This window comes from Sphingobium chlorophenolicum (genome assembly GCF_000722875.1).
Classification (GTDB): domain Bacteria; phylum Pseudomonadota; class Alphaproteobacteria; order Sphingomonadales; family Sphingomonadaceae; genus Sphingobium; species Sphingobium chlorophenolicum.
Genome location: NZ_JFHR01000071.1, coordinates 1 through 21,720 on the forward strand (window position 1 = coordinate 1; position 21,720 = coordinate 21,720).

Consider the following 21,720-nt stretch of genomic DNA (forward strand, 5'->3'; position numbering starts at 1 on the left):
GGGGGATTGGTACGGGGCGCGGCGTTCGAGGCCCGCCCCCACCCCCAACCCCTCCCCTGAAGGGGAGGGGCTTGTTTCGTCATGACCCCATCCGCCCGTGTCCAGGCCGCCATCGAACTGCTCGACGCCATCATGGCGTCGGCGCGGGATGGCGGTCCTGCGGCGGACACGCTGATCGCCCGCTATTTCAAGGAACGGCGCTATGCCGGTTCCCGCGACCGGCGGGCGGTGCGCGACCATGTCTATGACGCGGTGCGCCGCGTCGCCGAGCGGCCGGAGAGCGGACGCGCCGCCATGGTCGGGCTGGCGCGGGAGCGGGCCGAACTGGCTGCGCTGTTCGACGGGTCGGCGCACGGCCCCGCGCCGATTGCCGATAGCGAAGCGGGCGCTCCGACAGGCATCGTGCCCGGCTGGATCGAGCCGCTGCTCGCCGCGCCGGTCGAGCGGGATGCCTTGCTGGGCCGTGCGCCGGTCGATCTGCGCGTCAACCGATTGAAGGCCGATCCGGACCGGGTCGCGCAACATTATCCCGAAGCCGCCCGGATAGCCGGACTGCCCGATGCGCTGCGCCTGCCCGAAGGATCGCCCGTCGAACAGAGCGATCCGTGGAAATGGGGCCAGGTCGAGGTGCAGGATGCGGGCAGCCAGTTGATCTCCGCCGCCTGCGGTGCTGCGCCGGGCATGACCGTCATCGACCTGTGCGCCGGGGCGGGCGGCAAGACGCTGGCGCTGGCGAGCGCGATGGCGGGCAACGGTGTACTGATCGCCGCCGACACCATCCGTTCGCGGCTTTCGCGGCTCGATCCACGGGCGGAACGGGCGGGCGCAACCTTCATCGAGACGCTGCTGCTCGACCAGGGGCATGAGGCGGGCGCGCTCGACAGCCTGAAGGGCCGGGCGGACATCGTGCTGGTCGACGCGCCCTGTTCGGGCACCGGCACATGGCGGCGCAATCCGGAGGCGCGCTGGCGGCTGACTCCGGCGCGGCTCGACCGGCTGGTGGCCGAACAGGCGCGAATCCTGGATTTCGCGGCCCCCCTGCTGGCGCCGGGCGGGGCGTTGATCTATGCTGTCTGCGCGCTGACGGACCGGGAGGGGCGGGATCAGGTGCGGGCATTTCTGGAACGGCATGACGGGTGGACCGTCGAACGGATCGAAGCGGCGATGGGCCGCGCCCATGGCGACGGCCTGCTGCTGACGCCGGGTCATGACGGCACTGACGGTTTCTACGTCGCGCGCTTGCGGCGGACCGTTTGAAAGAGTCGATGGACAAGCCGCCGCAAAATCGCGAGACTTGGCGGCCGGAAACTGGGCCGGAATCAATGCCTGAAACATGGCTGGAGTTGTGCATGCGTTTTACCCCTGCTTCGATCGCTTTGGCTGTCCTGCTGACCACGGTTTCCAGCGCGGGCCTGTCGCAGCGGCCGGATTCGCAGATCTCGCCTTTGTCGGTTGAATGGCAGAAGGCGGGCGAGGCAGCGCGCAAGGCGGGCAATTATCAGGGCGCGACCGACGCGCTGGAAAGCGCGCTGGCGGTCGATCCGCGCAACCGCACCGCCTATATCGAACTGGCCCAGGTGGCGCGGGCGCAGGGCTTGCAGGGCAAGGCGATCCGTTTGTATCGTGAGGCGCTGTTGCTGGAGCCGAATGACGTCGCCGCCCTGGTGGGACAGGGCGAGGCGATGGTCGAAAAGGGCGCCATCGCCAAGGCCAAGGAGAATCTCGCCCAGGCGCAGGGGCTGTGCAAGGCGAACTGCGCCGCTGTCGGCCAACTGGCGGCGGCGATAGAGAAAGGTCCGCCCGCAACCGTGCTGAGCGCCAAGGATAGCGTCCCCGCGCCCAAGGGATCGGCAACAGAGACGCCTTGAACCACATTTGAGGCAGCGGTTTTCGACCAGTCGCCGCCATTCTCCTCCCCTCCCTGAAAGGGAGGGGCCGGGGGTGGGTAGTCGAGCGCAGCGAGGCTCGTTACGATAGGGTCATTCGCCGCGTTCCCAAAACGGCCGGCCCGCAAGCGACCAAAAATTGCCCTTGGCATCGTCGATTGAGTCACTGGAAAGCGGACTATCAGATTGGCGTGGTTAGTCGCAGCGACGATTAAGGATTGGTAAGGTCGCGGCCGCATTTTCCACAGATTTTTTCGGGCCAAGGGACACTTATAAATCCGCGCATGAACAACGACTTCCCGCAGTTTGGACAAGCGAGAAGGAGCGCTCCGATGCTACTCACCAGTAGCCATAGTGCTGCGACCGGTAAAATGAACATCGGTCGTGATTGCGGAGAAACGCCTAAAGATGGCAGTAGAATTGGAACGCACCACATAATGAGAGGCATAGCGATGATCGCGTAGAGCATATGTCGCCGTGCTCTAAAATATACGCTCATTCGATAGCGGCTTTCACTCATTTGCCCAGCCTACGACGGCAATGTCAGCTAACCAACACCTTTCCTCCGAAGCCGACATTCCGCAACCCACCCAAGCCGGACTTTAGGCCTAAAGGCCACCCAACACCCGCGCCACCTCAACAAATTCCTCTACACTCACGGTTTCAGCCCGGCGTTGTGGGTCGATGCCTACCGCCCCCAGTGCGTCCAGCGCGCCGGGCAGGCCTTTCAGGCTTTGGCGCAGCATCTTGCGGCGCTGGCCGAAGGCGGCGGCGGTCAGGCGTTCGAGATGCTTCAACTGCACGCCCTCAGGCGCGGGCTTGGGGGTGATGTGGACGACCGCCGACATCACCTTGGGCGGCGGCGTGAAGGCGCTGCGGTGTACCTTCATCGCGATGCGGGCGTCGCTGCGCCATTGGGACAGCACCGCCAGGCGGCCATAATGGTCGCCGCCCGGCTGCGCGACGATCCGCTCCGCCACCTCCATCTGGAACATCAGCGTCAGGCTCGACCACCAGGGGAGAGGACTCCACTCCGCCGAAAGCCAGCCGATCAGCAGCGCCGTGCCGACATTATAGGGCAGGTTGGCGATGATATGCGCGCTTTCGCCCGCTTCGGCGCGGGCGTCGACCTCCATCGCGTCGCCGGAGATGACGCGAAGCTGGCCGGGGAAGGCCTGATCCAGTTCGGCCAGTGCGGGGAGACAGCGGTGGTCGCGCTCGACCGCGACAAGCTTCGCCCCTGCGCGCAATATGGCGCGGGTCAGGCCGCCGGGGCCGGGGCCGACCTCGAAGGCGGGCTGCTCCTTGAGCGGGCCGGGAATGGCCGCGATCCGGTCCAGCAACTGCTCGTCCAGCAGGAAATTCTGGCCGAGCGCCTTGCTCGCCTGCAATCCGTGGGCGGCAATGACCTCTCGTAACGGGGGCAGCTTGGGCGGCGGCGCGGCCGGACGGGTTTCAGCAGCCATAGGCCTTCAGCAACCGGGAGTCTGGCGGGCGCGGGCGGCTTCGGCGGCCATCTTGATCGCGGCCATCATCGCGCCGGGATTGGCGCTGTCCGTGCCCGCTATGCCGAAGGCGGTGCCATGGTCGGGCGAGGTGCGCACGATGGGCAGCCCCAGCGTGATGTTGACGCCATCATCGAAATTCAGCGTCTTGATCGGGATCAGCGCCTGATCGTGATACATGCACAGCGCCGCGTCATAGGTTTCGCGGGCGCGGGCATGGAACAGCGTGTCGGCGGCGAGCGGGCCGCTGATATCGTAACCCTCGGCCTGGAGCGATTCCACGGCGGGGCGGATGATGTCGATCTCCTCCCGGCCCAGTGCCCCGCCTTCGCCCGCATGGGGGTTGAGGCCCGCGACCACCAGCCGGGGACGTCCGATGCCGAAATTGCGTTGCAGCCCCTTGGCGGTGGTGATGGCGCGAGCGCGGATCAGGTCGATCGTCAGCACGGACGGTACGTCCGCCAGCGGGATATGAATGGTGACCGGCACGACCTTCAGCGACGGCCCGGCCAGCATCATCACCGCATTATGCGGCGCCACGCCGCATCGTTCCGCGATGAATTCGGTCTGGCCCGGATGGGTGAAGCCGACGCCGTAAAGCTGTTCCTTGCCCACCGGTGCGGTGACGATCCCCGCCGCCGAACCGCTGCGGGCCAGGCCGACCGCGACTTCCAAAGCCTGAAACGCCGTGCGCGCGCCGTCGATGCTGGGAGCGCCGGGGACGATCTCTCCAGCGTCGGCGACTTGCAGGCAGGGCAGGGCGCTTTCGAACGCCGCTGCCGCCTCTTCCGGCGTGCTCACCGTTTCGACCGGGCCGGACCAGACAGCGCGCAACGACGCGGCGTCGCCCACCGCGAAGAAGGGCGGCAGGCCCCGCGCAGCCCGCATCGCCCAGCTTTTGGCGACGATTTCCGGTCCGATACCCGACGGATCACCGAGCGAGACGGCGAAGGGCGGCCCCATCGCTGGAGGGTCCGCCGGATCAGTTATAGTCGATAACGGCATCGCGGCGAAGGTCGCGCAGATAGATGCGGGCGCGCTTGTTGACCCGTTCCTCCTCAAGCTGCGCCATGATTTGGTCGGCATTGGGCGCGGCGGCGGAGGATGCTTCGTCCCGGCCGCAGACGACCAGGACGCGCACGCCGTCGCTGATCGATCCGAAGGGCGGCGTTGCTTCCCCCACCTGGAGGTTGAGCAATATGTCCTGCAACTGCGGCGGCAGGTCGCGCAGCTTCACATTGTCGTTGTCGACCACGTCGGCGCCGATCCTGCCGCCCAATTCATTGGCCTGACCGCAGCCCTTGATCGTCCGGATCTGCGCGGCGAAGTCGGCGGCCTTCGCGCTCGCCTGCTCCTTGGTCGTGCCGGCGGGGAAGCTGACCGAAAGCTGCTTGAGGCTGAGCAGCGCGTCACGCGGGTCGGCGGTCAGCACCTTGCGCTTGTCCATGACATAGATGACCGACACGCCGCCGGGCACGGCGATCGGCCCGGCGAGCTGGCCGACCTGCATCTCCGCCGCGGCCTGCGCCAGTTCGTCTGGCAACTGCGCGGGACGCACCCAGCCCAGGTCGCCGCCGACCGCCGCCGTGGAGGCTTCGGAAAATTGCCGTGCATAGGCGGCGAAGCTGCCGCCCTGTTTGATCTGCTCGATGATGTTGCGGGCGTTGGCGACGATCTGCTGCTGATTTTCCGGCGTGGCCGACAGGTAGATTTCGCCGATGCGATATTCGTCGCTGCCTTTGGCCGCGTTCATGCGGTCGACCACCGACTTCACCTCATCCTCCGACACGTTGACGAAGGGCTGGATGTTGCGGCGGAGCAGGCGGCTCCACGCCAGTTCGCCCTCGATCTGGCGCTTGATGCTGGCGGAAGAGCTGCCCTGGGTGCGCAGATATTGGTCGAATTGCGAAGGCGACTGGCGGAAATTGGCCGCGACCCGCTCATAGCTCTGGTCGATTTCCGCCTTGTCGACCTTGATGTCGTTGGCGGCGGCTTCCTGGATCTGTAGCGTCTCGTCGATCAGGTTGCGCAGCACCTGGACGCGCAGCCTTTCCTTTTCCTCATCCGATACCTTGCCGCCATTGGCGGTGAGGATCAGGGCCAGGCGCTGGTCGACGTCGGTGCCGGTGATGATCCGGCCATTGACGATGGCGGTCGCCTTGCGGACATTGGGGTCGCTCTTGCCGAAGATGGTCACATCCTTGGGCAGGTTGAGCTGCTGCGAAGCGACGCCATCGTCGTCACCCACCGTCTGGGCGGCGAGCCCGTGCACCCCCGTCGCCAGCAGGGCAGAGGACAGAAGCAGGGTGCGCAGGCCCTTGGCGGCCGTGCTGCCAATGCGGGAAAACGGGGAAACGACAGGCTGCATCGTCGACAAAACTCTCCAATCGGTTCGGCACGAGATGCGCCGATCCGCCTTAACCGGTCCTGAGCAGGAAGCGGGAAGGCTGATCCTTATATGCCAATATTGCGAAAAGCCAGCCGAAGCTGGAAGCTGTTGCCCTTTCGCGCATCGCCCAGCACCTGATAGTCGCGCTTCCAGGTGAGGCCCAGCGTCAGGCAGTCATCCTCATAGGCGATGCCCAGGCGATGGCGGACGGGTTCGTAACCGTCTGCGACGGACAGCGGATCTTCCTTCGCGTCGGTCAGGTCGATGACGGTGGACCCGAAGACGGACCAGAAGCGCGCGAACTGGATGCGGCCGCCCAGCCGCAATTCCTCGCGGTCTCGCAAATCCTCCAGGTTGAAGTCGGCGTTGCGGTTGAGGCGGAGATAGCCGACCGTCGCATAGGTCTTGCGGCTGCCGACGGTGGCGTCGATTTCATTGCGGCGGACGGACAGCTTGTCCTTGTCCACGCGAAAACGATGGGTGAAGCTGATGAAATCCCTGTAGCGCACGGTGGTGCGGCCGACGATGTCGGACATGCGGTCCGACAGGCCGGTGCCGTCGGGCAGGATGCTCTCCCGGCTGTTCAGGCGATAGCTTTGCCCCACCACGCTCTCCAGCGAGAAGTCGGGCAGCGACAGGCTATATTCCAGGCCATAGGTGACGCGGGTCGAATCCTCGAACCGGTCGTAACCGGAAAAGCGGTTCAGCGCGAAGAGGTTGCTGTCCTCCAGGTCGATGGCGCGGGCGTCCTCATTGGGGACGGAAAGATTGGCGATCTTCGGCGCGGCGACGATCTGGACGCGCGGCGCGATGCGCTGCACGCCGCCGAACGCCTCGCCCATGAAGGGCCAGCGCATGTCGACGGCCGCCGCCGCGATGCCCCGCGCCTTCCATCCCGGATCGCCGGCATAGCTGATCACGCTGTTCATCAGATTGTCGCTGCTGTGATAGACGTCGCCGCGCAGATAGGTGGTGAAGGTGACTTCCTGCCCCATCGGCGTCAGCTTGCGCAGATTCCATTCGAACGCGGCGAAGGCGCGCTGCGTGTCCTGGCCATGGGTGCGGGTGATGGCCAGGCTGTTCGCCTGCAACTGCGCCACGCCGCCCAGCAGCGGGTCTTTCATCCGCAGGCGATAGTCGATGACCGGCAGCGCGATGGGCATCTGCCCCTGCGAATCGCCGGTGCGTAGCGTCTGCACCGCCCAGCCCGCGATGGAGAAATAGCTTCTCTCCCCGATCCGCTGGGCGTTGAGGGTGGAGCGCAGCCGGTCGTCGCTGCTGATGTCGTAGCGGCGCAGGAAGGTGCGGTCGGTCGTGGCGCGGATCGATCCGCCGACGCTCCATTCCGGCGTCAGTTGCAGCGCGCCGCTCGCGTCCAGATGGCCGCGGAAATCCTTCTGAGCACTCATCGGCGCGGTCGACGCGGCGCCGCTGGCGGCCCGGCGGCTGCCATAGGTGGCGTAGCCCGTGATCTGATAGGCGCCGCGATCCCAAAGATGCCGGTAATTGGCCTCCAGCATCGGCAGCGTTTCGGTATAGACGTGCGGCGTGACGGTCAGGTCGCGATTGGGCGCCAGCTTCATATAATAGGGCAGCGCCACCTCAAAACCGTTGTTCCGGTCGTATCGCAGGTTCGGCACCAGCAGGCCGCTGCCGCCGTTATCGCCCACCGGATGGGAAAAGCCGGGCAGCGGGATCAGCGGCAGGCCGAACAGTTCGACGCTGGCATTGGTATATTTGACGCGGGCCTTCACCGGATCATAGACGACCTTCACCGCCTTGATCCGCCAGGTCGGCTCCTTGGGGCAGCCGTCATGATCCTCGACCGCGCAGCCGGTATAGGCGGCCTTGCGCAGCGTATAGACGCCATTCTTGCGCTGGCCGCTGGCGGCGGCCAGCCGCCCGCCGGACTGCAACACCAGCAGCATGTTCTGGACCATGCCGTCCTGCAGGGAATCGGTGACGTCGAACCGGTCGCCATAGGCGATATTGCCTTCGGGATCGGTGACGGACACGTTGCCGGTCGCCTCCACCTTCCCCGTGGTGCGGTTCCACACCACCTTGTCGGCGCGCAGCCGGTTGCCTTCCCGCAGCAACTGCACATTGCCGGTGGCGGTCACGATTTCGCTGTCGCTGTCATATTCCAGCGCGTCGGCGGCGAAGCCGATCTGGTCCTCAGTCTCCGGCACCGGGGCGTCGGGCGCGCTGACGGCGGCCTGCGGCTCCTGAAGCTGCTGCGCGGCGGCATGAGGGGCGATCCCCAGGCACGAAAGGGCGACGCTCGCGGCGAGAGCCTGTTTGAAACGCAAGGGGAAAGGGGAAATCAGCAAAGGGTGGAGCCTCTTCGGGGGCGCTTTGTTTCCCGCCTATCGCACTGCTTTGCGCCCGCCGCAATCTTTCCCGGCCAGTCTTTTGCCCGAAAATCAGTCGAACGGCTTTGCCAGACCGGGTAAGCCGCACTATCTGAGGCTTCAGAGATAGACATAAAGGACCCTTGATGGAAATCGCGTTCAGCCCAGTCCGTCCCGAAGCCGATACGCTGGCCTTCGCCGTGCCGAAGGGCGGCTTCGATGCCTTGCCCCTGAGCGCCGCGCCCGTGCTGGCGGCGGGCGCAGCGGCGGCGCGCTTCACGGGCGAAGCGGGCTCCAGCTTCGAGAGTTTCGTGGAGGAAGGCGGCAAGGTGCTGCGCGTCGTGCTGGTGGGCACCGGCGCGGGCAGCGCCGCGGATCATGAGCGCGCGGGCGCGGCGCTGACGGCGCGCCTGGCGACCAGCGGCGCGACCCATGTAGCGGTCGAATTTTTCGGCGGCGCGAGCGGCGAGCAGGCGGCGGCGCTGGCGCTTGGCGCGTCGCTGCGCGGCTGGCGGATCGACACCTATCGCACCCGGCAGGCGGAAAAGGCCAAGCCGACGCTCGGCAAGATCACGCTGGTTTCGGCCGATGCCGGGGCGGCCTGGGAACGCCAGTCGGCGGTCGCGGCGGGCGTGGCCTTCACCCGCGAACTGGTGTCGGAACCCGCCAACATCCTCTATCCCGAAAGCTTCGTGGAGCGTTGCAGGCATCTGGAGCAACTGGGCGTCAAGATCACCGTGCTGGACAAGGCGGCGATGACGGAGCTGGGCATGGGGTCGCTGCTGGGCGTGGCGCAGGGTTCGGTGCGCGAACCGCGCTTGCTGGCGATGGAATGGGACGGCACGGGTGGCGCGACCGAAAAGCCGCTGGTCTTCGTCGGCAAGGGCGTAACCTTCGACACCGGCGGCATCTCGCTGAAGCCCGGACCGGGCATGGAAGACATGAAGTGGGACATGGGCGGCGCGGGCGCGGTCGCGGGCGCGATCAAGGCGCTGGCCGGGCGCAAGGCGAAGGTCCGGGTCGTCGGCATTTGCGGGCTGGTCGAAAACATGCCCGACGGCAATGCGCAGCGTCCGGGCGACATCGTCACCTCCATGTCCGGGCAGACCATCGAAGTGCTGAACACCGACGCCGAAGGGCGTCTGGTGCTGTGCGACGTCATCACCTGGGCGCAGAAGACCTATGCGCCGGAAATCATCATCGATCTGGCGACCTTGACCGGCGCGATGATCATCTCGCTCGGCAACGAATATGCGGGCATCTTCGCCAATGACGACGGGCTGGCCGACGATCTGATCGCGGCGGGCAGGGCGGCGGGCGACCCGCTGTGGCGCTTCCCGCTGGGCGAGGCCTATAACAAGCTGATCGACAGCCCCATCGCTGACATGAAGAATATCGGTCCGCGCTATGGCGGGTCGATCACGGCGGCGCAGTTCATCAAGCGCTTCGTCGACGAGGGCGTGAAATGGGCGCATCTCGACATTGCGGGCATGGTCTGGGCCGACAAGCCCGGCGCCACCTGGGACAAGGGCGCGACCGGCTATGGCGTGCGCCTGCTCGACCGCTATGTCGCGGATAAATTCGAGCAATAATGCAGGTCGACTTCTACCAGCTCAGCCGCGATCCCGTGGAACAGGTGCTGCCCGCCATAGCGGGCCGCATCCTGGACATGGGCGCGCGCCTGCTGGTGGTGGCGCAGGAGCCTGAACGGCTGGAGCGGATATCCGCCGGACTGTGGGCCGGGCCGCCGGAAAGTTTCCTGGCCCATGGCCGGGCAGGCGAGGCCGCCGAGTCGATGCAGCCCGTGCTGCTGGCGGCGGATTGTGCCGCCGCTAACGGAGCACGGCATATCGCATTGGCGGACGGCCTCTGGCGCGAGGAAGCGCTGCAATTCGAGCGGGCCTTCTATTTCTTCGACTCGGAAACCATCGAGGGCGCGCGGGCAAGCTGGCGCGATCTGAGCAAACGCGAGGGCGTAACGCCCCGTTTCTGGCGGCAGGAAGGCCGCAAATGGGTGCAAGGCCCTTAGCGGGAGCCGGGAATCCACCCCCTCTTGCGATAGCCATCGGCCCGGTCTAAAGGGCGCGCCAACTCATCCCAACAATTCGGAGCTTTTGAGCCTCATGGCCGTCACCCGCACCTTTTCGATCATCAAGCCCGACGCGACCCGTCGCAACCTGACGGGCGCCGTGACCAAGAAGCTGGAGGAAGCGGGCCTGCGCGTCGTCGCTTCGAAGCGCATCCGCATGAGCCGCGAACAGGCCGAAGGCTTTTACGCCGTTCACAAGGAACGCCCCTTCTTCGCCGATCTGGTCGCTTTCATGATCTCCGGCCCGGTGGTCGTGCAGGTTCTGGAAGGCGAGGACGCTGTGAAGCGCAACCGCGACATCATGGGCGCCACCAACCCGGCCAATGCCGACGAAGGCACCATCCGCAAGGAATATGCCGAATCGATCGAGGCCAATTCGGTCCACGGTTCGGACAGCGAGGAAAATGCCGCGATCGAAATCGCCTATTTCTTCAAGGCTGACGAAATCGTCGGCTGATCCGGCGCGATAATTTGAGAGAAGGGGCCGGGGCGCATGCTTCCGGCCCCTTTTCCATGACTGATTTGGGTGGAAACCGGACCTCTCCCATTCCTCCCCATCGATAGATGGGGAGGGGGACCGCCGCTGAAAGCGGTGGTGGAGGGGAATGGGGCACGACCTCCGAATTTCCCCTCCACCGCTCGCTTCGCGAGCGGTCCCCCTCCCCACGCTTCGCGTAAGGAGGATTAAGAGGCCACTTCCCACCTCACCCCAATTGCGGCGGCGTTTCGAACCGGTCGATCACCCATTCCTCCGCCTGGGCGCCGCCGATCCATTCCTGCATCCAGGGATGGTTGATCACCGCCCGCATATAGGCTTCCGCAAAGCGGGCCACGGGCAGTTGATAGGTGATGAAGCGCGTCACGACCGGCGCGAACATCACGTCGACCGCGCCGAACTCCCCGAACAGAAACTCCCCCTCGCCACCATGGCGAGCGCGGGCCTCGGCCCATAGCTGCATGATGCGGGCGATATCCTGCGCCACCGCTTCGGACGGCGGAACCGGCGCGTAGATCTGGCGGATGTTCATGCTGTGCTCACGGCGCAGCGCGGCGAAGCTGCTATGCATCTCCGCCGCCATCGACCGGGCCATGGCGCGGGCGGCGGCGTCGGCGGGCCAGAATATGCCGCCGCCGGACTTCTCGTTCAGATATTCGATGATGGCCAGGCTGTCCCACACGACCGTCTCGTCGCCGTCCCACAGGATCGGCACCTTGCCCGAAGACGGCGCGAATTCGTCGCCCTCCCGCCGTTTTTCCCACGCTTCGTCATAGAGAGGGACCACCACTTCCTCGAAGGGAATGCCGGACAGCTTGCACGCCAGCCAGCCGCGCAGCGACCAGCTCGAATAGGCCTTGTTGCCAATGAACAGCTTCATCATGCCTTCTGTCTTAGACGGCAGGGGCAAGGGAAGTCGAGAGGATCGCGGCCATGGTTCCTTCCGCCGAACAGCAATTGTTTGCGCGGCGATAAATTTCCGATCCGAAAGAGGGCTGGCTGGCGCGGGCTTTGGGGCCTAGATGTCTACCAAAGCACTTATAGAATCTGGGGCGGAATATGGATTGGTTGCACGCGGTCGCGGGCCTTTTTGTCGGCCTGATGGTCGGCATGACCGGCGTCGGGGGCGGGTCGCTGATGGCGCCGATCCTGATCCTGTTGTTCGGCGTCGCGCCCACTACGGCGGTCGGCACCGACCTATGGTTCGCGTCGATCACCAAGGCGGTCGGCGGCGCGGTGCATCATCATCAGGGCGGGACCGACGGCGGCCCGGACTATCAGGTGGTGAAGCGCCTGATGATCGGCAGCATCCCCGCATCCCTGATCATGCTGGCGATCCTGTCGCAAATGCATCTTGGGCAGATCAAGACCGGCGTGGTCACGGGCGCGCTGGGCGTGGTGCTGATCGGCACGGCGGCCGCGACCCTGCTGCGCGGACGCTTCCACGCCTGGGCTCTGGCCCGCCGGGTGGGCACGGCGAACAATTTCACCCGCTGGCAACCGGCGCTGACCGTGTTGGCGGGCGCGTTGCTGGGCGCGATGGTGACGCTGACCTCCGTCGGGGCGGGCGCGATCGGGGCGACGCTGCTGCTGGCGCTCTATCCGCTGCGCATGCGGATGCAGCGGCTGGTGGCCACGGACATCGTCCATGCCGTGCCGCTGACCCTGGTGGCCGGGCTGGGCCATTTGTGGATCGGCAATGTGAACCCGATGCTGCTGGTCAACCTGCTGGCCGGATCGCTGCCGGGCATCGTCATCGGATCGCTGCTGGCCACGCGCACGTCGGATCGCGTGTTGCAGCCCCTGCTGGCGGCGGTGCTGGTGGTGGTGGGATGGCGCCTGATCGCCTGACCGGCGCGATTTGGAGGCCCGAGCCGGAATCGAACCGGCGTATACGGATTTGCAGTCCGCTGCGTCACCACTCCGCCATCGGGCCTCGGCGTGGGTGGCCGCAAATGTGCGGCTTTTGCTGCAAAGTCAAGCAGCGCTGTGATATTGTCGGGCAAGATTCTACCAAGATTCTCGGCGCCGGCCGCGCAAAGCGGCTTGGCGTGGCCTGTCCGCTGATTTAGAGGTCCGATACTGTCTTTGCTGTATTGCTTTCATAATACAGCCAAACTATAAGCTATCCCATTCGAGGAATTGTCGTGACCGATCAGAATTTTTCATCGATGCGCGCCGCCATGGTCGAAAGCCAGCTTCGCACCAGCGATGTGGACGATCAGCGCGTGATCGGCGCGATGGCCCATGTCGCGCGCGAGGATTTCGTGCCCGCGGAGCGGCGCGCCATGACGTATGTCGACCGGCCCATCCCGCTGGCGAACGGCCGGGCGCTCAATCCGCCGCTGGTGACGGGCCGCCTGCTCAAGGAAGCGCAGATCGCAGAGGGCGACAGGGTGCTGCTGATCGGCGCGGCCACCGGCTATAGCGCGGCGCTGCTTGCGGCGCTGGGCGCGAAGGTGACGGCGGTCGAGGAAGAGGGCGGCGCGGACATCGCGGTCCCCGGCGTGACGGTCGTTCGCGGCCCGCTGAAGGCCGGCGCGGCATCCGGCGCGCCCTATGATGTGCTGTTCATCGACGGCGCGGTGGAGGAAGTGCCCGCCACGCTCGTTCAGCAGCTTGCCGACGGTGCGCGGGTCGTGACCGGCATTGTCGAGCGCGGCGTCACGCGTCTGTGCGGCGGCCGGGCGGTGTCGGGGGTGCTGGGTCTTGCCAGCCTCGCCGATTTGGAAATGGTTGTGCTTCCGGGCTTCGCCGCTCCGGAAGGATTTATATTCTAAGGGGCCGATTGGGGGCAAGATGACGGCAAGAAATCGGTTTCCTGGGGGCTCCGCCCTTTTCCTTTTGCTGTCCATGTCCTCCGGCGCGGCCCATGCGGAGACGTTGCAGGGCGCGCTGGCCAAGGCATACCGGTCGAACCCGACCCTGACCGGCGCGCGCGCCGGGCAGCGGGCGACGGATGAGAATGTGCCGATCCAGAAGGCGTCGGGGCGGCCCGCGCTGGACGCGACCGGCAGCTATTCCGAAAGCATCCTCAAGCCGACGATCAGCTTCACCTCGCCGCAGCGGACGCTGAACGCGAACGCGCAATTAAGCGTGCCGCTCTACACGGGCGGCAGCGTGCGCAACGGCATCCAGGCCGCCAAGACGCGGGTCGCCGCCGGACAGGCCGACCTGCGCGGCACGGAGGCCAGCGTCTTTTCGCAGGTCGTGGCGGCCTATATGGACGTCATCCGCAACGCTGCGGTCGTCTCGCTCAACCAGGCCAATGTGCGCGCGCTGGAGGTCAATCTCCAGGCGACCGGCGACCGGTTCGAGGTGGGCGACGTGACCCGCACCGACGTGGCGCAGTCCGAATCGCGGCTGGCGCTGGCCCGGTCCGACCTGCAAAACGCCGAAGCCAATCTGATCACCGCCCGCGAAAATTACATCGCGCTGGTGGGCGAGGCGCCGGACAATCTGGAGCCGCCGCCGCCCCTGCCAGGCCTGCCCGCGACCCCCGACAGCGCCGTGCAGGTGGCGCTGAAGGACAATCCGGACATTCTCGCCGCGAAAAAGCTGCGGGAGGCGCAGCAGTTCGACGTGCGCGCCGCCAAGGGCACGGTGCTGCCGACAGTTTCCGCCTTCACCCAGGCGGGCTACACCAATTATCTCGACACGCTCACCAGCAGCCCCACCGGGTCGCAGATCAACAAGCAGGCGTCGGCGGGCGTTCAGCTCAACATCCCCTTCTATCAGGGCGGCCGTCCCGCCGCGCAGGTGCGACGCAACCAGGCGCTGGAATCCCAGGCGCTGGAGCGGGAGATCGAGGTCGAGCGCGGCGTGATCGCGCAGACCCGGTCCGCCTATGCAAGCTGGCAGGCCTCGCTGGAAAGCATCCAGTCGAACCAGAAGGCGGTCGACGCTGCCAACCTGTCGCTGGAAGGCGTGCGGGCGGAAAATTCCGTCGGCAGCCGCACCATCCTGGACATATTGAACGCGGAGCAGGAGGCGGTGAACGCCAAGGTCCAGTTGGTGACGGCGCGCCGCAACGCCTATGTCGCGGGGTTCAGCCTGCTCGCCGCCATGGGCCATGCCGAGGCGGACGATCTGAACCTGGAAGTTGGCACGCTCTACGACCCGATGGTCAATTACGACCGGGTGAAGGGCAAGTGGTTCGATTGGGATTTCGACCCCGCGCCAAAGGTGCAATCGACGCGCACCGTTGACTCCCCCGCGCAAAACGCCAATGTGGCGCCCGGTTTGGCGCAGCCTTAACGCAATTTTAACCCCGAAAGCGTTCCTTTGGTGGTATAGCGTTAACGGCTATAGCGTTGTGGGCATTGGAATAGGGGTTAACCATGGGCGACATGAGCAAGGAACCCTCGATGGAGGACATCCTCTCGTCCATCAAGCGGATCATCGCCGAAGAGGGCGAGGAAGCGGTGCAGACCCTGCCGCGCCGCGTGCGGGGTGATGCGGCGCAGAAGCTGCGGCCCGCGCCCGTCGTGGACCCGGTGCCGGAGCCGGACAGCGATGAAGTGCTGGAACTGACCGACGAGGTCGCTGTGGAGGAACCCATGCCCGCCCATAGAACGTCCCGCGCGCCCAAGCCCGTGGCCCAGCAGGAGGATGCGTCCATCCTGTCGGTGGAGAGCGAGGTTGCGGCCCGCCATTCGCTGTCCGCCCTGTCCTCCATGCTGGTGACGCCCAAGGACGGCGAGGACAACACGCTCGACGGGTTGGTCCGCGCCATGCTGAAGCCGATGCTGAAGGAATGGCTGGACGCCCGGCTGCCCGCCATGGTCGAGGATATGGTCGCGAAGGAAATCGCCCGTATCACCGGCCGCTGACTCGGCGGTCCGGGTGATTCGCGGCAGGAGGGCAGGGGATTGCTTCCCCCGCCATTCCATCGTCCTTAATTGACATAGTCTTCCTCATCTTTGTTCTTTTATTACGCACCGCTGGTTGATCCTTGCGAGTTGCGGAACCGCTGCCTACACCTTTGCCCATAGCTGTCGACGCCGCCCGCGAGAGAGCGGCGCGATCCGATCCAGGGGTGCCCATCCATGAAATATCTTCTGCACGCGGGACTTGGCGCTCTGGCGCTGGCCCAATCGGCGCTGTCCGTCACGCCCGCCGCCGCCCGGCCGTTCACCCCCAGCGACATGGTCAGCCTGAACCGCATATCCGCCCCGGCGGTTTCCCGCGATGGGCAATGGCTGGCCTATCAGTTGCGCGTGACCGACCTCGCCGAGAACAGGGGCCGCACGGACCTCTATCTGCTGGACCTGAGCAAGCCGGGCGCAACGCTGCGCATGATCGCTTCGACCCCCGACAAGAATGAAAGCGCGCCGGCTTTTTCGGCGGACGGAAAATCGCTTTATTATCTGTCCAACCAGAGCGGCGACGACCAACTCTGGCGCGTCGCCCTTGCAGGTGGGACCGCTGAACAGGTGACGCAGGCGCCCGGCGGAATTTCCGGCTTCCTCCTCAGTCCCACGGGCGACCGGGTCGCGCTATGGGCCGACCGCCCGGTGGGCGCAAAGACCCTTGACGACACAAAGCCCGCCCCGCCCCCAGGCGCCGGCACCGGCCGCGTCTATGACCAGCTATTCACCCGCCATTGGGACACATGGTCCGACGGCCAGCGTTCGCAGATCTTCGTGATGCCGTTGTCGGGCGGCAAGGCCGTGTCGGTCATGGGCACACTGGTCGGGGACAGCCCGTCCAAGCCCTTCGGCGGTGCCGAGGAAATCGCCTGGAGCGCCGACGGCAAGACAATATTCTTCGCGCTGCGCGAGGCGGGGCGGATCGAATCGCTGTCGACCAATCTCGACATCTTCGCGGTCCCGGCGGACGGCAGCACGGCTCCAGTCAACCTGACCGACGCCAATGACGCGACCGACACCATGCCCGCCGTCTCCCCGGACGGGAAATGGTTGGCCTATGCGGCGATGAAGCGCCCCGGCTATGAGAGCGACCGGCTGGTCCTGATGCTGCGCAACATCGCGACCGGCGAGACGAAGGCGCTGACCGGCCATTGGGACCGCTCGGTGGCCTCCATCGCCTGGGAGGCAGACGGGAAGGGCATAATCGTCACCGCCGACGATGTGCTGGATCATCCCATATTCCGCGTGGAAGCTGCATCAGGCAAGGTCACGCGGCTGACGCAGGCGGGCCATGCGGGCAGCGTCGTGCCACTGCCCAGGGGCGGCTTCGTCTACGCCCTCGACAGCATCCAGTCGCCCGCCGATTTCTGGAAAATGCCCGCCAAAGGCAAACCGGTCCGCCTCACCAGCGTCAATGCGGAAAAGCTGGCCGGGGTCGATGACGTCTCGGTCCAGCGCTACAGTTTCAGGGGCGCGAACGGCGACACCGTCTGGGGCCAGATCGTGAAGCCCAAAGGCGCAACCGGCAAGTTGCCGGTAGCCATGCTGGTCCATGGCGGCCCGCAGGGCAGCTTCAACGATAGCTGGTCCTATCGCTGGAATCCGAAGGCGTTCGCGGCCCACGGCTATGCGGCGGTGATCGTCGATTTCCACGGATCGACCGGCTATGGCCAGGCCTTCACCGACAGCATCAACAAGGATTGGGGCGGCAAGCCGCTGGAGGATCTGAAACTGGGCCTCGCCGCGGCGGCTGCCCGCGATGCGCAGGTGGACGCGGCCAATGGCTGCGCGCTGGGCGCCAGCTATGGCGGCTATATGATGAACTGGATCGAGGGCAAATGGCCCGACGGCTTCAAATGCATCGTCCAGCATGACGGCGTGTTCGACGCCCGCGCCATGGCCTATGAGACCGAAGAATTATGGTTCGACGAATGGGAACATGGCGGCCCCTATTATGAAAAGCCCGAAGAGTTCGAAAAATGGAACCCCGTCAACCATGTGACGGAGTGGAAGACGCCGATGCTGGTCGTGACCAGCGAAAAGGATTTCCGCATTCCCTATACGCAGGGGCTGGCCGCCTTCACCGCGTTGCAACGGCGCGACGTGCCCTCGAAACTGCTGATATTCCCGGACGAGAATCACTGGGTGCTGAAACCGCGCAACTCGCTGCAATGGTATGACGAAGCGCTCGGCTGGCTGGACCGCTGGACAAAGAAATAGGCTCCTTAATCCTCCCCATCGAAAGATGGGGAGGGTCGAAGAGAGGCACGTGACTCTCTTCGACGTTCGCGAAGCGAATGGTGGAGGGGAATTTCGGAGGTCACGCCATTTCCCCTCCACCAGCCTTCGGCCGGTCCCCCTCCCCACGCTGCGCGCAGGGAGGATTTAGGCTGTATCGACATTCACCCCTTGGCGGCCTGCAATTCCCCCACGCCACCTAAAAAGCCCCGGCCATCGAAAGGCCACGCCGTCCGCCTTGCGCTCACCGCAATTAACGGTAAGAACCCAGCCAATGGACCGCATTCACATCCGCGGCGGCAAAGCGCTCAACGGCCGCCTTCCCATTTCCGGCGCGAAGAACGCCGCCCTGACGCTGCTGCCCTGCGCGCTGCTGACCGACGAGCCGGTGACGTTGCGCAACCTGCCGCGCCTGGCCGATGTCGACAGTTTCGGCCATCTGCTGAACCAGCTTGGCGCGTCCACCATGATAGAGGGCGCCCGGCCGGAGGATTTCGGCCGCGTCATGACCCTGCGCGCTGGCCGCGTCACCTCGACCGAAGCGCCCTACGACATCGTGCGCAAGATGCGCGCATCGATCCTGGTGCTCGGCCCGCTGCTCGCCCGCGCAGGCGAGGCCCGCGTGTCGCTGCCCGGCGGCTGCGCCATCGGCAACCGCCCCATCGACCTGCATCTGAAGGCGCTGGAGGCGTTCGGCGCGGTCATAGAGATCAACGCGGGCTATGTCCGCGCCAGCGCGCCGGACGGCGGCCTGCCCGGCGGCATCTACACTTTCCCGGTCGTGTCGGTCGGCGCGACCGAAAATGCCCTGATGGCGGCGGTGCTGGCCAAGGGCACCTGCATCCTGGAAAATGCGGCGCGGGAGCCGGAGATCGTCGATCTCTGCAAATTGCTGATCGCCATGGGCGCGGAGATTGAGGGCGTCGGCACCGACAAGCTGACCATCCACGGCAAGCCCCGCCTGCACGGCGCGACATACAGCGTCATGCCCGACCGGATCGAGGCGGGCAGCTACGCCTGCGCCGCCGCGATCACCGGCGGCTCGCTGGACCTGGCGGGGGCCTGCGCCGACGACATGCACGCCATCCTCGCCGCGCTGCGCGATGCGGGCGTCCATGTCGAGGAATATAAGGACGGCATCAAGGTGTCGTCGGACGGCAAGCTTCGCCCGCTCACCATCTCCACCGCGCCTTTCCCGGCCTTCCCCACTGACATGCAGGCGCAGTTCATGGCGATGCTGACGCTGGCGGACGGCGCGTCGGTGCTGACCGAGACGATCTTCGAAAATCGCTACATGCACGTCCCCGAACTGGCGCGCATGGGCGCGGACATCGGCGTCAACGGCCGCACGGCGGTGGTGCGCGGGGTCGACCGGCTGGTCGGCGCGCCCGTCATGGCGACCGACCTGCGCGCCTCCATGAGCCTGATCCTCGCGGGTCTGGCGGCGGAGGGCGAAACCCAGGTCAACCGCGTCTACCATCTGGATCGCGGCTATGAACGGCTGGAGGAAAAACTGTCCGCCGTCGGCGCCGACATAGAACGCGTCAGCGATGGCTGACGGGCGCGGGCTCGAGACGGATCGCGCAGCGCTGATTGCGCGCTACGATCTCGATGCCGGCGGCTTTGCCACGCTGGACCAGATCACCGCCTTCGCCGCCGCGCTCTGCGAAGCGCCGATCGCGCTGGTCAGCATCGTGGAGGACGAGCGCCAGCGCTTCCTGGCCCGCACCGGCCTGGATGCGGAGGAAACGCCCCGCGACGTGTCCTTCTGCGCCCATGCCATGCTGGGCGACGCGATCTTCGTGGTGCCCGACGCCACGCTGGAACCGCGATTCGCCGACAATGCGCTGGTCACGGGCGCGCCCTTCATCCGCTTCTATGCCGGGGCGCCGCTGATCGGCGGCGATGGGACTCCGCTCGGCGCGCTCTGCGTCATCGACGACCGGCCCCGCACCGACCTGACCGACCTCCAGCGGCAGGGGCTGACCCTGCTCGCCCGGCAAGTGATGGTGGAACTGGAGGGCCGCCGCCGCGACCGCGCCATCATTGACCAGCAGGAAAAAGATGCGCAGGCGCTGTTCGAAAGCGACCGCATGTTCCGCACCCTGGCCGACACCATGCCGCAAATGGTCTGGTCGACGCTGCCGGACGGCTATCACGACTATTATAACGCCCGCTGGTATGAATTTACCGGCATGCCCTTCGGTTCGACCGATGGAGAGGGTTGGAACGGCATGTTCCATCCGGAGGATCAGGACCGCGCATGGGCGCGGTGGCGGTACTCGCTGGACACCGGCGAACCCTATGAGATCGAATATCGGCTGCGCCATCATAGCGGCGATTATCGCTGGACCCTGGGCCGCGCCCTGCCGATCCGGGATGCCGAGGGGGCGATCGTTCGCTGGATCGGCACCTGCACCGACATCAACGACCAGATATTGATGGTGGAGGAACGGGAGGTCATCGCCCATGAACTGTCCCACCGCATCAAGAATATATTTTCGGTGATTTCCGGCCTGATCGGCCTGTCGGCGCGGGAACATCCCGAAATCCGCGCCGTCGCCGCCGACCTGCGCGACCGCATCATGGCGCTGGGCCGGGCCCATGATTTTGTGCGGCCCCACAGCTCCCATTCCCGGCCCGACCATGGGGAAGGCGCGCTGTGGGGCATATTGGACCAGATTTTCGCCCCCTATCGCGATGCGCTGGGCCCGCGCATCCATTTTTCGGGCGACAATCCGGCCATCGACGACCGTTCCGCCACGCCATTGGCGCTGCTGTTCCACGAACTGGCGACCAACGCCGCCAAATATGGCGCGCTTTCGGTGCTGGAGGGGAAGGTCACGATCGACGTGAAGGGCGAGGACAAGAATATCCGCATCGACTGGCGGGAGGAGGGCGGTCCGCCCGCCGTCCCCGCCACCAGCGAAGGGTTCGGCAGCAGGCTGATGCAACTCAGCGTCGAACGGCAATTGGGCGGACGCATGACGCGCGACTGGCGGCCCGAAGGCCTGTGCCTCAGCCTCTGGATTCCAGCCCGCTCCATGAGCCGGAGCCCGGTGGGAAGGGCGTAAAGCCTGCGATTTCGGCGGCTTCCAGTTCCGGTTCCTCGGCTGCGGCGAGTTGCAGCGTTTCGGCGATGCTGTGGGCGCGGAACGGCTTGGTGATGACGCCCAGCGCCGCCGCGGACGCCGCGCCGATCTGCGCGGGATTGGCGGTCACATAGATGACGCGGATGCCGTAACGGCTGGCCAGCTCGATGCCGATGCCAGGCCCGGTCGGCCCATCCCGCAGGTTCAGGTCGACCAGCGCGATGTCGCAATCATTGGCGGCGTCCAGCGCGGCCTGACGGTCGGCCGCGATGGCGCCGACCGTGAATCCGGCATCCTCGACGATATGCTCGATTTCCAGCGCGACGAAAATCTCGTCCTCTACGATCAGAACCTTCTTGCTCATCCAAAAGTCCACGCAACTGGAGCCGATAAATGCGCAAAGCGCCCTCCGGTTCCCTGGCTCGCGAAATTTTCTACCCGCTTTTTTCCGGCGCGCTGGTCCAGAGCGTCTCGAAATCCGCGCCGCGCATCAGCAGCACGGACGCCGGATAGCCTGCCGCCCCGGCCTTCTGCGCGGTCCCCGTGGCGCTTTCGACAGCCGCCTCCCGCGTCGCGAAGGGGCCGTAATAGCGGTTGTCGAGATTGATCTTCCACACGCCCTCATGTTCCAGGACGATGTAGCGGGCATGGGGCAGGGACATCTAAGGCGTGTGGACATTTAGCGCATAGCGATCTTCAGGGCCGCAAGGTTGATCATGGCGCGGTAGCTCTGATCAGTTTTCTCGTATCGGGTAGCGATGCGCCGGAATGTTTTGAGGCTACAGAAGAAGTTCTCGACGAGG

At 65.7% G+C, this 21,720-nt stretch carries 19 protein-coding genes and 1 tRNA gene; 12 read left to right on the forward strand and 8 right to left on the reverse strand.

Features of this window, described 5'->3' with window-relative positions:
• Positions 1-81 precede the first annotated feature (81 nt).
• The gene (locus BV95_RS20020; RefSeq protein WP_037456345.1) at positions 82-1,257 is read left to right on the forward strand and encodes an RsmB/NOP family class I SAM-dependent RNA methyltransferase; all 1,176 of its coding nucleotides are present in this window, start codon (positions 82-84) and stop codon (positions 1,255-1,257) included.
• Between the two features lie 92 nt (positions 1,258-1,349).
• A complete protein-coding gene (locus BV95_RS20025) occupies positions 1,350-1,868 on the forward strand; it encodes a tetratricopeptide repeat protein (protein ID WP_037456391.1) in 519 nt (172 codons plus the stop codon).
• Positions 1,869-2,494: 626 nt separating this feature from the next.
• On the opposite strand, the gene rsmA is transcribed toward BV95_RS20025, so the two are convergent.
• From rsmA to BV95_RS20045, 4 genes are all read right to left on the reverse strand, one after another.
• Positions 2,495-3,352: a 16S rRNA (adenine(1518)-N(6)/adenine(1519)-N(6))-dimethyltransferase RsmA gene (rsmA, locus tag BV95_RS20030; protein ID WP_037456348.1), complete on the reverse strand. Its 858-nt coding sequence runs from the start codon at positions 3,350-3,352 to the stop codon at positions 2,495-2,497.
• Positions 3,353-3,358: 6 nt separating this feature from the next.
• Positions 3,359-4,396, reverse strand: a complete 1,038-nt coding sequence (pdxA, locus tag BV95_RS20035; RefSeq protein ID WP_037456351.1) for a 4-hydroxythreonine-4-phosphate dehydrogenase PdxA — start codon at positions 4,394-4,396, stop codon at positions 3,359-3,361.
• Complete coding sequence (locus BV95_RS20040; RefSeq protein WP_037456353.1) at positions 4,374-5,759, reverse strand: peptidylprolyl isomerase; 1,386 nt, start codon at positions 5,757-5,759, stop codon at positions 4,374-4,376. The genes pdxA and BV95_RS20040 overlap by 23 nt, the downstream gene beginning before the upstream one ends.
• A gap of 86 nt (positions 5,760-5,845) precedes the next feature.
• A complete protein-coding gene (locus tag BV95_RS20045; protein WP_037456356.1) occupies positions 5,846-8,110 on the reverse strand; it encodes an LPS-assembly protein LptD in 2,265 nt (754 codons plus the stop codon).
• A gap of 167 nt (positions 8,111-8,277) precedes the next feature.
• On the opposite strand from BV95_RS20045, the gene BV95_RS20050 reads away from it, so the two are divergent.
• From BV95_RS20050 to ndk, 3 genes are all read left to right on the forward strand, one after another.
• A complete protein-coding gene (locus tag BV95_RS20050; RefSeq protein ID WP_037456358.1) occupies positions 8,278-9,723 on the forward strand; it encodes a leucyl aminopeptidase in 1,446 nt (481 codons plus the stop codon).
• Entirely contained in the window at positions 9,723-10,160 is a 438-nt protein-coding gene (locus BV95_RS20055) for a DNA polymerase III subunit chi (protein WP_037456361.1), read from the forward strand. Before BV95_RS20050 ends, BV95_RS20055 begins: the two co-directional genes overlap by 1 nt.
• A gap of 94 nt (positions 10,161-10,254) precedes the next feature.
• Complete coding sequence (ndk, locus tag BV95_RS20060) at positions 10,255-10,677, forward strand: nucleoside-diphosphate kinase (RefSeq protein ID WP_013847527.1); 423 nt, start codon at positions 10,255-10,257, stop codon at positions 10,675-10,677.
• Between the two features lie 247 nt (positions 10,678-10,924).
• Here the strand turns inward: ndk and BV95_RS20065 are convergent, their stop codons facing one another.
• Positions 10,925-11,599 carry a glutathione S-transferase family protein gene (locus BV95_RS20065; RefSeq protein ID WP_174544459.1) on the reverse strand — a complete coding sequence of 225 codons (675 nt, stop codon included), beginning with the start codon at positions 11,597-11,599 and terminating at the stop codon, positions 10,925-10,927.
• 176 nt (positions 11,600-11,775) lie between these two features.
• Between BV95_RS20065 and BV95_RS20070 the strand changes: the two genes are divergently transcribed.
• Positions 11,776-12,567, forward strand: a complete 792-nt coding sequence (locus tag BV95_RS20070) for a sulfite exporter TauE/SafE family protein (RefSeq protein ID WP_037456370.1) — start codon at positions 11,776-11,778, stop codon at positions 12,565-12,567.
• A gap of 11 nt (positions 12,568-12,578) precedes the next feature.
• Here the strand turns inward: BV95_RS20070 and BV95_RS20075 are convergent.
• Positions 12,579-12,652, reverse strand: a tRNA-Cys gene (locus BV95_RS20075).
• 211 nt (positions 12,653-12,863) lie between these two features.
• Between BV95_RS20075 and BV95_RS20080 the strand changes: the two genes are divergently transcribed.
• The 6 genes from BV95_RS20080 (at position 12,864) to BV95_RS20105 (ending at position 20,899) form a co-directional block, all read left to right on the forward strand.
• On the forward strand, positions 12,864-13,496 hold the full coding sequence (locus tag BV95_RS20080) for a protein-L-isoaspartate O-methyltransferase family protein (protein ID WP_037456373.1): 633 nt from the start codon (positions 12,864-12,866) through the stop codon (positions 13,494-13,496).
• A gap of 73 nt (positions 13,497-13,569) precedes the next feature.
• Positions 13,570-14,973, forward strand: a complete 1,404-nt coding sequence (locus BV95_RS20085; protein WP_420806762.1) for a TolC family outer membrane protein — start codon at positions 13,570-13,572, stop codon at positions 14,971-14,973.
• A gap of 83 nt (positions 14,974-15,056) precedes the next feature.
• Positions 15,057-15,548 carry a DUF2497 domain-containing protein gene (locus tag BV95_RS20090; RefSeq protein ID WP_037456378.1) on the forward strand — a complete coding sequence of 164 codons (492 nt, stop codon included), beginning with the start codon at positions 15,057-15,059 and terminating at the stop codon, positions 15,546-15,548.
• Positions 15,549-15,764: 216 nt separating this feature from the next.
• Entirely contained in the window at positions 15,765-17,807 is a 2,043-nt protein-coding gene (locus tag BV95_RS20095) for a S9 family peptidase (RefSeq protein WP_037456380.1), read from the forward strand.
• 292 nt (positions 17,808-18,099) lie between these two features.
• Complete coding sequence (gene murA, locus BV95_RS20100) at positions 18,100-19,383, forward strand: UDP-N-acetylglucosamine 1-carboxyvinyltransferase (protein WP_013847520.1); 1,284 nt, start codon at positions 18,100-18,102, stop codon at positions 19,381-19,383.
• Positions 19,376-20,899, forward strand: coding sequence for a sensor histidine kinase (locus BV95_RS20105; protein WP_037456382.1), 1,524 nt, complete (start codon positions 19,376-19,378; stop codon positions 20,897-20,899). Before murA ends, BV95_RS20105 begins: the two co-directional genes overlap by 8 nt.
• On the opposite strand, the gene BV95_RS20110 is transcribed toward BV95_RS20105, so the two are convergent.
• Both BV95_RS20110 and BV95_RS20115 read right to left on the reverse strand, forming a co-directional pair.
• Entirely contained in the window at positions 20,844-21,281 is a 438-nt protein-coding gene (locus tag BV95_RS20110; protein WP_013847518.1) for a response regulator, read from the reverse strand. The genes BV95_RS20105 and BV95_RS20110 overlap by 56 nt on opposite strands.
• A 70-nt stretch (positions 21,282-21,351) precedes the next feature.
• The gene (locus tag BV95_RS20115) at positions 21,352-21,579 is read right to left on the reverse strand and encodes a hypothetical protein (RefSeq protein ID WP_037456385.1); all 228 of its coding nucleotides are present in this window, start codon (positions 21,577-21,579) and stop codon (positions 21,352-21,354) included.
• Positions 21,580-21,720 lie beyond the last annotated feature (141 nt).